The 12,648-nt window shown below is 43.7% G+C and carries 8 protein-coding genes; 4 read left to right on the top strand and 4 right to left on the bottom strand.

From position 1 onward, the window contains the following. Nucleotides 1–62 precede the first annotated feature (62 nt). The 3 genes from AB4375_RS13725 to AB4375_RS13735 form a co-directional block, all read right to left on the bottom strand. Nucleotides 63–1,064, bottom strand: coding sequence for a lipid A deacylase LpxR family protein (locus tag AB4375_RS13725; RefSeq protein ID WP_017063491.1), 1,002 nt, complete (start codon nucleotides 1,062–1,064; stop codon nucleotides 63–65). A gap of 200 nt (nucleotides 1,065–1,264) precedes the next feature. After that, the gene (pflB, locus tag AB4375_RS13730; protein ID WP_017063492.1) at nucleotides 1,265–3,541 is read right to left on the bottom strand and encodes a formate C-acetyltransferase; all 2,277 of its coding nucleotides are present in this window, start codon (nucleotides 3,539–3,541) and stop codon (nucleotides 1,265–1,267) included. A 307-nt stretch (nucleotides 3,542–3,848) separates the two neighbouring features. Then, nucleotides 3,849–5,390 (bottom strand): DUF3360 family protein, encoded by a 1,542-nt coding sequence (locus AB4375_RS13735; RefSeq protein WP_372051810.1) that lies wholly within the window; start codon nucleotides 5,388–5,390, stop codon nucleotides 3,849–3,851. A 791-nt stretch (nucleotides 5,391–6,181) separates the two neighbouring features. Between AB4375_RS13735 and AB4375_RS13740 the strand changes: the two genes are divergently transcribed. From AB4375_RS13740 to AB4375_RS13755, 4 genes are all read left to right on the top strand, one after another. Further along, complete coding sequence (locus tag AB4375_RS13740) at nucleotides 6,182–6,952, top strand: ABC transporter ATP-binding protein (protein ID WP_004736532.1); 771 nt, start codon at nucleotides 6,182–6,184, stop codon at nucleotides 6,950–6,952. A 137-nt stretch (nucleotides 6,953–7,089) separates the two neighbouring features. Continuing rightward, nucleotides 7,090–7,860 carry an ABC transporter substrate-binding protein gene (locus AB4375_RS13745; RefSeq protein WP_017062125.1) on the top strand — a complete coding sequence of 257 codons (771 nt, stop codon included), beginning with the start codon at nucleotides 7,090–7,092 and terminating at the stop codon, nucleotides 7,858–7,860. 79 nt (nucleotides 7,861–7,939) lie between these two features. Further along, nucleotides 7,940–8,680, top strand: coding sequence for an ABC transporter permease (locus tag AB4375_RS13750; RefSeq protein WP_017066929.1), 741 nt, complete (start codon nucleotides 7,940–7,942; stop codon nucleotides 8,678–8,680). A 2-nt stretch (nucleotides 8,681–8,682) separates the two neighbouring features. Beyond that, a complete protein-coding gene (locus AB4375_RS13755; RefSeq protein ID WP_372051811.1) occupies nucleotides 8,683–9,360 on the top strand; it encodes an ABC transporter permease in 678 nt (225 codons plus the stop codon). Nucleotides 9,361–9,523: 163 nt separating this feature from the next. Here the strand turns inward: AB4375_RS13755 and AB4375_RS13760 are convergent, their stop codons facing one another. Further along, nucleotides 9,524–12,628: a hypothetical protein gene (locus AB4375_RS13760; RefSeq protein ID WP_372051813.1), complete on the bottom strand. Its 3,105-nt coding sequence runs from the start codon at nucleotides 12,626–12,628 to the stop codon at nucleotides 9,524–9,526. Between the last annotated feature and the right edge of the window lie 20 nt (nucleotides 12,629–12,648).

Consider the following 12,648-nt stretch of genomic DNA (forward strand, 5'->3'; position numbering starts at 1 on the left):
CCTGTGAAGATGATTGCCTTTATTAAACTTGAAAAGTAAAGGACGAAAGCCCTTACTGGTGGCTAGAAGAAAGCAAACATTGTGATACCGCCAGTGGTGTACACTGACTCTTTCGCTTCTTCGTAATCCGGTGTTTTTGCGGTTAGCGCTAAAGAGGCACCAACGTATCGGTTATACCAAGCGACACCCAATACAGCAGTTGCTTGAATGTTCTCTAAAGTCACATCGTAGATCGCTGGATCTTCGTTGTTTTTATTAGCGTACTCATCAACACCTGAGCGATCGCCTTCGATAGTCAGGTCGTTGAATCGGTAGCGACCTTCGAGGCCTGCATAGGTAAACCAACCAGCGTTTGATGCGCCGATCATGCCCGGTTTGAATGGGTTTTCTGTGGTGATGTTAGCTGCACCAAAGTTACCGCCTAAGTCTGTACCCCAACGAAACATGAAGCCCGTTGAAATGTCACTTCTAAAGTTACCGACGTTGATTTCAGAAACGTTAGAGATTTCGTAGTCAGTATTCGCAAGAGCTTGATTACGCATTAGGTTGAAATGGCTTAGGTAACCAACGCTTCCCGCCCATTCATCATCGACTTGGTATTCCCAACCCATCGGCTCATCCGACTTAGTGATTGAGTGAACCAGCTTTTGAGCATCTTCAGACAGTGCACGTTCGCCCGTAGTACCAAACGTGATATTAAAACGCTGGGCTTGCTGTGGGTTTAAGCTGATGTAATTGAATTCAGTGTGAAGGTAACCTGCGTATGGGCGATCATTAGGCGATGGCGTTTCTAACTCAATGTCAGAAGGCGTATACATCTTGTGGCCAATGGTGATTTCCCACTTGTCTAGAGAGCTTGCGCCCCAGTAGGAAAGACTCAATGGTTTTACCCAGTTATATGGCGTAATACTTGATGATGTGTAACCCAGAAATAAGCCGTTGGTATAGTCTTGGTCGACACCAAAAATACCATCATTATCTAAAGCAAAAGTTAACGTAGAACGCTCAGAGGCTAAAGATGAGAAAGAGAGAAGAATCAGGGGTAAACAACGCAGGTATTTCATGGAGCAGTTACTCTTAAATTATGAACCGCGATATTACCGTAATTTGACAGAATTTGTGGAAAAAAAGTGAATGGCAGGGTGCTTTTTTGCTCAACCTAACATTTCGCGGGATAGGTGAGTGTAGTGCGATTTATTTCAGATATAAAAAAGCCCCGCACATTGGCGAGGCTAATATTATTTACTGTCTATTGAGCGTGAGCTTATAGAGACTCAGTAAATGTACGTGCGATTACGTCAGCTTGTTGCTCTGCAGTTAGAGAGTTAAAGCGAACAGCGTAACCAGATACACGGATTGTTAGCTGAGGGTATTTCTCAGGGTGCTTAACTGCGTCTTCAAGAGTTTCGCGGTTAAGAACGTTAACGTTAAGGTGTTGACCACCTTCAATGCCAGCTTCGTGGTGGAAGTAACCATCCATTAGGCCTGCAAGGTTAGCACGTTGGCTGTCTTGTTCTTTACCTAGTGCGTTTGGCACGATAGAGAACGTGTAAGAGATACCATCTTGTGCGTCAGCAAACGGTAGTTTACCTACAGACGTTAGTGATGCTACAGCACCTTTCTCATCACGACCGTGCATTGGGTTTGCACCAGGAGCGAAAGGAGCGCCAGCACGACGACCGTCTGGAGTGTTACCAGTTTTCTTACCGTATACAACGTTAGACGTGATAGTAAGAACTGACTGTGTAGGGATAGAGTTACGGTAAGTCTTAAGCTTACGGATCTTGTTCATGAACGTAGAAACTAGTTCACAAGCAATATCATCTACACGAGAGTCGTTGTTACCGTATTTAGGGTAATCGCCTTCGATTTCGAAGTCAGTTGCGATACCGTCTTCGTCACGGATTGGCTTCACTTTAGCAAACTTAATTGCAGACAGTGAGTCAGCAGCAACAGAAAGACCAGCGATACCACAAGCCATAGTACGACGAACGTCACGGTCATGAAGAGCCATTAGAGACGCTTCGTAGCTATACTTGTCGTGCATGTAGTGAATGCTGTTTAGTGCAGTCACGTATTGCTTAGCTAACCAGTCCATGAATGTGTCTAGGCGACCCATTACGTCATCGTAGTTAAGAACTTCGTCAGTGATCTTGTCTGAAACAGGACCAACTTGCATCTTAAGTTTCTCGTCCACACCGCCGTTGATTGCGTAAAGCATTGTTTTCGCAAGGTTAGCACGAGCACCGAAGAACTGCATTTGCTTACCAACGATCATTGGAGATACACAACAAGCGATAGCGTAATCATCAGACTCTAGGTCAGGACGCATTAGGTCATCATTTTCGTACTGGATAGAAGAAGTATCGATAGATACCTTCGCACAGAAACGCTTGAAGCCGTCAGGTAGTTGCTCAGACCAAAGAACAGTGATGTTTGGCTCTGGAGAAGGACCCATAGTGTATAGCGAGTTTAGGAAACGGAAGTTCGAACGCGTTACTAGCGTACGACCGTCGATACCCATACCACCCATAGACTCTGTTGCCCAGATTGGGTCGCCAGAGAACAGCTCATCGTACTCAGGAGTACGTAGGAAACGAACCATACGCAGTTTCATTACGAAGTGGTCGATCATTTCTTGTGCTTGTTCTTCAGTGATCTTGCCAGCAGCGATATCACGCTCGATGTAGATGTCTAGGAAAGTCGAAGTACGACCTAGAGACATTGCAGCACCGTTTTGAGATTTAACAGCAGCTAGGTAGCCGAAGTAAGTCCACTGGATAGCTTCTTGAGCTGTTTGAGCTGGCTCAGAGATATCGAAACCGTATTTCTCAGCCATTTGCTTGATTTGACCTAGAGCACGATGTTGCTCAGAGATCTCTTCACGCAGTTGCATTGTTTCTGCTAGGTTTTCACCGTTTTCGAATTGCTCTTGAAGAGAAGCAAATTGAGCTTGCTTGTCTTTCATTAGGAAATCAATACCGTAAAGTGCAACACGACGGTAGTCACCAATGATACGACCACGGCCGTAAGCATCAGGAAGACCAGTCAGAACACCAGACTTACGACATTTTAGGATATCAGGAGTGTAGATATCGAAAACGCCAGCATTGTGTGTTTTGCGGTATTCTGAGTAGATTTTTGAAACCATTGGGTCAAGAGTTTCACCGTATGCTTTACAAGAACCTTCAACCATACGTACACCACCGTTAGGGATGATTGCACGTTTTAGTGGCTTCTCAGTTTGTAGACCAACGATAGTCTCAAGATCTTTCTCAATGTAACCTGCATCGTGAGCAGTAATGGTAGAGATAACAGAAGTATCGAAATCTACAGGTGCTTTAGTTGCGTTTTCCTGTTTGATACCTTCCATTACCGAAGACCAAAGCTTGTTAGTTGCTTCAGTACCCTCAGAAACTAGGAAAGACTCGTCGCCTTCATACGGCGTGTAGTTCTTTTGAATGAAATCACGAACGTTTACTTCGCTTTGCCACTCACCTGCAGCAAAATCTTCCCAAGCTTTAGCAAATTGCTCTGCCATGACATACCTACCTTTTTAGTAGAAAAAATACGTACATTAACACTGTTGAGCCAGCGCCCCTCGTAAGGGTAGTACACTCTTATTAATAACAATATATATGAGCATATAAGCATCATATGGTTATATATATTGTCACTACCTTTTATATGTTGTCTTTACTCTATGTATTCAAGACTACGCTAAAAAATTTCTGCAAACCTTAAACTAAATCAATAAATGCCAAAAAAAGTTGAAAAAATTTGAGTGGCAGGGGTTGCCACCCAAACTTTTTTTTAATCCTAATACTACTTTTGTGTAGTAAGGACTATTATAGCCAAGCTTTTAGACCATACTGACCTTCTAGCATACCAACTGCAAGCATTGCCACTAGACAGATAACTAAAACGCCAACAGGGATAACAATCTTATCTACAAATGATAGACGCTTTGCACGCTCTTTATCACCAATTAGACCATTATTATCAAGAAGCATAGTTAGTGCCCATGCTAATACTGGGTTAACAACCGCTGAACCAAAGATACAGATACCAGCCGCTTGAGAATCTTTTGAATCTTTAACCATCTGCATACCTGCTTCAAGTAGAGGTAGAGATACACCTACAAGTAGCGCAACACGCATCACTGGTGGCCATACTGCTACGTCCATCGGGAAACCAAGAATCGCAACAATAATACATAGAGAACCAAGCAAGATTGCGCCGCCAGGAATTGGACGTTTCGCGATTGCTGCTGGGATCATGTAAGTACCCCAAGAAGATGTGATGTTACCACCACCAACTGCAGTACCTACCATTTGACGAACAGAACACATAGTCATTGTGTCATCAACATCCATCAGAACTTTTTCAGAGCGTTTAGGGTAGTTCAGTTCTTGGAAGATACGGTGACCTAGGAAGTCAGGAGACCACATTGCTACAGCAAGGATTGCAAATGGTAGAGATGCGATGAAGTGTTCAACGTTTGGCAAGCCAAGCATCCAACCTTCAGAAGTAGAACCCCACCAGTAAACTGGGTTTAGGTTTGGAATACCCATTTCAGTTTCGAATACGATGTCGAAACCAGCACCTAGAACTAATGCAATAGCAAGGCCTGTGAATGCACAAACAGGGATAGCTAACCAACGCTTGTTCACTTTTGCTAAGAAAGCGTAGATAGCAATAGTAATAGCAAGAACGATTAAACCAACGTAACCCATGCTGCCCGCTTCAACGGTAGAAGATTGAAGACCAACCGCCCACTCTTGAATTGAGTTGATTTGGCTCATGGTACCGGTTAAGCCTAAGAATATGAGCAAGCCACCTGCTGTACCTTCAGAAGTTAGGTTAACAAGTTTAGATCCGCCTTTTAGGAAACTTAGGATGAGACCGAACACACCGATCAGGATGGCCAATGCAAGAGGGTGAGCACCAGCGAGAGCGATGGTACCGATAAGAGGGATCATTGGGCCGTGGTTGCCGGCAAGGTTTGCTTTAGGGTTAAAGAAACCAGAAGCAAGGATACAAAACAGTAGTGCAGGAATAAGCATTTCTACACGAGCGACTTCAATTGCGAAGTCTTTACCTAGGTTTACGTGATCCCAAGCTTGAGTTAGGCCATCAGCCCACGACATCATTACTGCAGAGTACATCGCAATGATACCAATAGTACCAGCAAGTGCAGGAACAAGATCTTCAAGTTCAAAGCGGAAGTCACGACCTGGAAGGTTTAAACCGAAGCGGCGAGGCTTCATGATTTGAAGTTCGTGATCTAGATAATCTGAGCGGCTCTCAAATTCAGAAGCAGGACGGTGTAGCTCTTTATAGCTTTTCTCTTCTACTTCAGAGTTCGCATTATTGACAACGTCTGACATAGATTCCTCATATTTTTTGTTAGTAATTCTAAAATTGAATTCTATAAGTTCGCGTAATTGCGTTATTTCTTAGTTATAACTCATTAACATTATGTTGCACGGTTTTGCTGTGCTTTATGCAGTTAAGTTAAAAGAAATGTTTGGCATTTTTAATGCCTTATTTTGTGTTGAGGAGTCTAACAAGCTTACCCTTTAGGGTGATTGATCTTGATCACTTTATGAGTATATGTGAAAGAAAGCTACAAAACGCAGCGATTCATTAACTTCCCATTGATGAATCGTGTAATTAGTTTTCACAAATTGACGTTTACCTATCTTCTTCGAGCCTTTGTCGTCATGGCTCGAGTTCAATACTCAATTCTTACTGAGTTATTTCACTATTACTTGCTTCCCAACTGTTCCGAGTGAAATGCTTACAATGTAATAACCTTAAAATAATTGTGCCTTACGGTGTGTATGTAGTGTTGAGCGTGCAGATTATATTTTGCAGATCTCGGCGTATCTAAGTTCACAAAACTTGTTTTTCTTGTGAGACATCAAGCTACGTGAATCTCATTTTGATTAACTTTATTTAAACAATGTAAGGGGTGTAATTGCAGCTTATTGATAGAACTCATTCATTAAATTGAGGCGAAAACGCTACCTTTTGCATAATAAGTCAGAGTGAATCGCTATTTATTCCAATTTATCAGGTTAATAATTTGTTGCATGTTGTTTCGTGTGGTGCTAGTTTGTATCGCATGAAAAGGTCGGAGTACCTTGCATTTTCACAAACTTGGGAGAGAAAGCGCATGAAAGATGTACCAGCGCTGGACATAAAGGATCTACACAAAACGTTTGGTCAAAATGAAGTTTTAAAGGGAATTTCACTTTCTGCGCATAAAGGCGATGTTGTATCGATTATCGGATCTTCAGGGTCGGGTAAAAGTACTTTCCTTAGATGTATCAACCTTTTAGAGACACCAACTGCAGGCGAGATTTGGGTTAATGGCGAATTAATTCAAATGAAAAACAACCGCCAAGGCGTATCTGTTCCTGCCAACGAAAAACAAGTACAGCGTATCCGTTCACGCTTAGCGATGGTTTTTCAAGGCTTCAATCTTTGGTCTCACCTGACCGTTCTCGAAAATGTTATCGAAGCACCCGTTCACGTATTAGGTGTACCTAAAGCTCAAGCGATTGAAAATGCAGAACTACTACTTAAAAAAGTAGGCTTGTATGAGCGCAAAGATTACTACCCAGGTCATTTATCCGGTGGACAACAACAACGAGCGGCAATTGCTCGAGCGTTAGCGGTTGATCCGGAAGTGATGCTGTTTGATGAGCCAACATCAGCACTTGACCCTGAGTTAGTAGGGGAAGTACTCGGTGTAATGCGAGATCTAGCAGAAGAAGGAAGAACCATGCTTGTGGTAACACATGAAATGGCTTTTGCTCGTGACGTATCAAACCATGTGATGTTCCTGCACCAAGGTCTAGTGGAAGAACAGGGCGATCCAGCTAAACTGTTTACGGAACCTGAATCTGAACGTTTACAACAATTTATCTCATCGATTTACTAATCAGAATTGAAACGCCGTTGCCAACGGTAAACAGCGACGGTGTGAACAATAAAACACAACAAGTAAGTTAATAAGCAACAACAAACACAATATTAAAACTAGCAAAACATAAAAACCTAAATCACAGGAGTAGGGATATGAAAAAGTGGTTATTAGTCGCGGCACTTGCTGCAACTGCTGCAACGGGCGTAGCTCAAGCAAAAGAATGGAAAACAGTACGCTTTGGTATTGAAGGTGCTTACCCTCCATTTAGCTGGACAGAAGCTGACGGGTCACTGAAAGGCTTCGATGTCGATATGGCTAACGCACTTTGTACTGAAATGCAGGTGCAGTGTAAGATCGTTGCACAAGACTGGGATGGTATCATTCCTTCTCTACTTGCTCGTAAATATGATGCGATCATCGCGGCAATGTCTATCACGGAAGAGCGTAAGAAAAAAATCGACTTCACTGGTAAATACGCACTTATCCCAAACAAGTTCATCGCTAAGAAAGGTGCAGGCCTTAACTTTGATGATCTAAGCGGTCAAAAGATTGCAGTTCAACGTGCAACAACTCACGATAAATACCTAACAGACAACTACGGCGATACAGTAGAGATCGTTCGTTACGGTTCATTCGACGAAGCTTACCTTGATCTAGCAAACGGTCGTGTTGCTGCTGTACTAGGTGATGCATCTGCTCTAGAAGAAGGCGTGCTGAACAAAGCTGGTGGTGAAGACTACGAGTTTGTTGGCCCCTCTCTAACGGATCCTAAGTGGTTCGGTGAAGGTATGGGTATTGCTGTTCGTAAGCAAGACAAAGATCTGACTAAGCAATTAGATGCGGCAATCCTTTCACTACGTGAAAAAGGCATCTACCAAGATATCGCGGCTAAATACTTCAACTACGACGTATACGGTCAGTAATCTTTAGCGTCAATTCTTAAGGGAGAGGTTCTCCTCTCCCTGTCTTACCAACTTTTTCGCAGTTCTGTTGGAATCCATTATGTTTGATTTACAAGGATATGAAGCGTCGATCCTGAAAGGGGCGGTGCTCACAATCGAAGTTGCCTTGCTGTCGCTAATTTTAGCTATGGTTCTTGGTATGCTAGGTGCCTTAGCAAAACTCGCGCCTTATCGCTGGGCTCGTGCTATTGCAACCCTCTACACAACCGTTATTCGAGGCATTCCTGATCTCGTCTTGATGATGCTGATTTTCTTTGGTGGACAAATCCTTTTAAACAACAGTTTGTATTCCATCAACGAGTGGCTCAATGAGTGGTTCACATCAAGTGATCCTAACCACGAATGGACCGCTTACTTACCTGATTATATTGATGTCAGTCCATTTGTTGCTGGTGTCTTAACCATTGGCTTCATCTTTGGCGCCTACATGGCTGAAACCTTCCGTGGTGCAATCATGGCGGTTGATAGCGGTGAAATGGAAGCAGCAAAGGCCTATGGAATGGGACCTGTTCTAGCGTTCCGTCGTATTCTATTACCGCAAATGATTCGTCACGCACTGCCGGGTTTTGGTAACAACTGGTTGGTTTTACTTAAAACTACCGCGTTGGTTTCCATTATTGGCCTAGAAGACATGGTACGTGTTAGTGCACTGGCGGCGGGTTCAACCAAAATGCCATTCACTTTCTACATGACTGTGGCGATTATCTTCTTATTCTTCACAAGTGTTTCAACGGGCTTACTTAAGCTGGTTGAACGTAAATTCAGTATCCACGCGAGGTAGTTATGGACTTTTCATTGATAATTGAAAGCCTGCCGATTTACCTTGGTGGTTTATGGACAACGGCTTGGATGGTTTGCGTTGCTTTGATCATTGGCTTATTCGTCGCCATACCACTAGCTATCGCTCGTAACAGTCCAAATATGCTGATTAATGCTCCGGCTTGGTCATTCATCTATTTCTTCCGTGGTACGCCATTACTGGTTCAGCTGTACCTGATTTACTACGGTATGGACCAATTCTTCCCAGTGAAAGACACATTATGGGAAAACGCATGGTTCTGTGCTTTGGTGGCATTCATTCTTAACACGTCAGCTTATACCGCAGAGATCATTCGTGGTGCGATTAACGGCTTACCTAAAGGTGAAGTCGAAGCAGCAAAAGCTTACGGCATGAGTACACCGAAGACTTACCGTCGTATCATTTTACCAAGTGCTCTGCGTCGCGCATTGCCGGCTTACAGTAACGAAGTCATCTTCATGCTTCACGGCTCTGCGGTAGCGGGTATCGTAACCATTATGGACTTAACCGGTGCAGCACGTTTGGTTAACTCACGTTACTACGCTCCATTCGAGTCTTTCCTAACGGCAGGTCTGTTCTACATGGCACTAACGTTCATCATCATCGGGATTTTCAAATTCGCAGAGAAGCGTTTCCTTGCTTATCTAAGACCCCTTAGCTAATTGCACGGTATTCACACAGTTAACAAAACGGCGCTCATTGAGCGCCGTTCTTATTTAGGGTTTGTATAGGAATTAGTTGAGTAGCTCTTTGAAGCAAAAAGGACTTATTACACAAGCAATAAGTCCTTTAACTTTGTTTCTGATTTACTAGTTCAAAAAGCAATTAAACTTCATTAACGCCAATGAAATCACCATCAAAGGATGCATCAGTGTAGATGATGACTTCTTTGCCTCCTTTGGTGAAGCTATAAGCGGTAATCGTTTCAGTTCCATCGAGTCCAAGTTTATCTTGCATATCTTGGTCTAGCGTCACTGATGTTGCGGTTTGGTATTGGAATCCTTGCAGATGACTTGCGTCGATATCTTCAATTCCTAAAGCAAAGAATTCAGCAACTTGGTCGTCGTTCTTTGCTCTATTACCATCAAGGTCATGGTTTTGATTGAAGGTTTTACCTAGAGAAATAGTCAGTTTGTCATTAGCTGAGTCTCCCCCTATGACTGCTTCAAACCCATTGATGTTTGACCCCTTCGACATGTCGATATCGACACCACCAGGGTCATTGGCGACCAGTACATCGAACCCTTTACCACCATGGATCAAGGCGTCGTCAGCATCATAAATAACGGTGTCATTACCTGAGCCAGCTTTTATAATGTCGCTGCCTTCACCACCATCGATAATGTCATCCCCTTTACCGCCTTTTAAGGTATCTTCGCCTTCGCCGCCGGCAAGAACATCATCACCTTTGCCGCCTTTTAAGACATCGTCACCACTACCTCCAATCAGTGTATCGTCGCCTTTACCACCTTTAATTAGGTCGTTGTCTGCGCCGCCATCTAACCAATCATCACCTTTACCTCCGAGTAGTGTTTCTACGTCAGCTTCTAGCTCAACAGTGGTAACTACATCATCAAAGTCACTGTCACCACTGCCTGGATTGTCATTAAAGTGTTGGTTACCTTCACCAGCAACACCGCTATAGCCCGGAGGTGTATCAACCTGCAGATTGAAAACAACAGATTGAAGGTTATCTCCGGCTACGACAGAGATATCTTGGTCGGTGTTGGATTGAGTTTGTACTGATGAATCATTTTGGAGGTCTTCAACATTGAAAGAAAGACTGCTGCCGTCGGTAACGCCTTTATCACCGCCGTCGGGGACAATAAAGAAGCCAAGCGTTTCAATACTGTCGTCGACAGAGACTTCAAAGCTTGGTTTCTCTTGACCCGCATTATCTAGTGCTGCGTGAACATCTCCCCACACAACGTCTATATTTACACCGCCTTGATCGTCGACAGTATAATAACCATATGAGTTATTGTAGCCTGCCTCTGAGCTTTCCAAAGTGATTGAGAGAGTTCCTGAGTAATCATTGAGAGAGTAAGTACCGTCGTCATTTAAGACGAGTGAGCCATTGCTGTTGTGACCGCCCAGAATAACATCATTGCCGTGACCACCAACGAGGTAATCTGTACCATCACCACTCAACTCTAAAGAGTCGATAGAGGTAACGAAGTAATCACTGGAATCATCAGCGGTATTGTTACTATTTTTATCGAAGGCTTCACCTACAGCAGTGAATTGGATTTCATCAAATGCTTTAAAACCTGTATCTACAGGTGAAATGATAAGAAAACCGTTGTTGTTTGATGTACTTTCAGAAAAGTCATCTTTCACTAAATCGTTAGCAGTAAAGTCGCCTTCAGCAACAAGAATACCTTCACGATAAGCAGCCCAATGTCCTGTTTCATGGACTCCGCTCCCTCCTTCATTTAGGTACAAATTGGAGATGCCGACTTTCGCTGCCATGGTATGTTCATCAACGGAAACCGACAACATTTCAGATCCGTTTGTTGTTCCGTCTGGGTTATATGAGAGTCCTATCTGAGCACTCACACCACTTTGAGCTAAACCAACTACACCATAACCCGTGCCACCAGAGCTCACTCCTCCATTAGACTCGGAGACGTCAGCTTCGCTGCCATCTGGGGCATAAGCTGAAAGGTTATCGTTGTCGAGCGCGACATTATTACTGTCTTCGTCACTGTAGGTATTGTCAAAATCTAGGAAAAATTCGCCTTGCTGTTCATCGTAATAGAGAGGATTAAAGTTATCGCCGATAATGATGTCGTCGCCTTTACCGCCACGGATCAAATCGTCTCCGGAAACGGAAGTTTCATCCCAATTACCATTTGTGTCACGAGGTGTACCATCACCAACTAAGAAGTCGTTAGCCTCGTATTGATACATTTCAACATTAGCGATGAGAGCACCGTAAGTATCTTCGCTAGTATCTGTTTCTGTGGCTCTGAAAGAAAGGGTGTGGTCTCCAGGTGTCAAATCAACGTTGAGTTTTGCGGTGTACCATTGATGCTCATTACCGATTCCGTTGTTATCGAATTCGGCCACAACCTCACCATCAATTAGAACTTGAAAAGGGCTAGTATCAGTTTCACTGCCTTTATGTCTATTAGCGTATTCAAAAGTTAACTGGAATGTACCGCCACGGCCAATTGCGTCGGGCTCAACAGTGAAGACGGTAGAAGCTGTCGTATTCGTTTGGTCGCTGCCAATGCCATTATGGTTATGAGAATCAAGTTCAAGTACATTGCTGGTAGGGTGGTCGCCGGATGGAGCGCCACCAACACTCTGAAACTGAACTTCCATTAATCCTTCGGGGGTGGCATCGACGCCATCGTTGTCGTTGTCTGCTTCCCAGCCGTTAAATGAAGAGTAGGTTCCCCAACTTCCACCTAAGCCAGGCCCTCCAGCACTAGTATCTGATTGATCAACTTGAAAATTACCATTGGTGATTAGATTGTCCCCAGCGACCTTGGCTCCTCTGTCGCCGTAGATCACATCATTGTTACCACCACCTTCAACGTAATCATTACCAGAACCAGCCACAATGACATCATCGACATTATTCACGATGTCGGAGTCTCGGGCTCGAATAGATTCAGGCATACTTAATGTGCCTGATTCATCTTTTGCGTTGATAGAGTGATTCCATGATTCAACAACGTCATTGCCGTCACCAGCTAAAATCGCATCTGAACCGCGGCCAGAGGCTATAAAATCATCACCGTCTTTGGCTTTGACAATATCGTCTCCTTTCCCTGCTCTAATGGCATTGTCACTGGTGTCTCCAAGAATAATAGGGTTGTCGTTACCGTTTTGGGACTGGTCTTGACTTGGAACAGCAACCTTATTTCCGGCCTCTTGGGCTAATGTTCCAGTTACATTATTTGTTAATTGAATAGCCATTGCTATCATCCTCTGATATA

It is taken from the genome of Vibrio sp. 10N.261.51.C6 (assembly GCF_041471785.1).
Classification (GTDB): Bacteria; Pseudomonadota; Gammaproteobacteria; order Enterobacterales; family Vibrionaceae; genus Vibrio; species Vibrio crassostreae_C.

What these genes read in the sequence shown, in the direction of transcription:
- AB4375_RS13745 (WP_017062125.1), top strand. Translation starts at nt 7,090, where the DNA reads ATGAAAAAGTGGTTATTAGTCGCGGCACTTGCTGCAACTGCTGCAACG.
- pflB (WP_017063492.1), bottom strand. Translation starts at nt 3,541, where the DNA reads ATGGCAGAGCAATTTGCTAAAGCTTGGGAAGATTTTGCTGCAGGTGAG.
- AB4375_RS13740 (WP_004736532.1), top strand. Translation starts at nt 6,182, where the DNA reads ATGAAAGATGTACCAGCGCTGGACATAAAGGATCTACACAAAACGTTT.
- AB4375_RS13735 (WP_372051810.1), bottom strand. Translation starts at nt 5,390, where the DNA reads ATGTCAGACGTTGTCAATAATGCGAACTCTGAAGTAGAAGAGAAAAGC.
- AB4375_RS13725 (WP_017063491.1), bottom strand. Translation starts at nt 1,064, where the DNA reads ATGAAATACCTGCGTTGTTTACCCCTGATTCTTCTCTCTTTCTCATCT.
- AB4375_RS13755 (WP_372051811.1), top strand. Translation starts at nt 8,683, where the DNA reads ATGGACTTTTCATTGATAATTGAAAGCCTGCCGATTTACCTTGGTGGT.
- AB4375_RS13760 (WP_372051813.1), bottom strand. Translation starts at nt 12,628, where the DNA reads ATGGCTATTCAATTAACAAATAATGTAACTGGAACATTAGCCCAAGAG.
- AB4375_RS13750 (WP_017066929.1), top strand. Translation starts at nt 7,940, where the DNA reads ATGTTTGATTTACAAGGATATGAAGCGTCGATCCTGAAAGGGGCGGTG.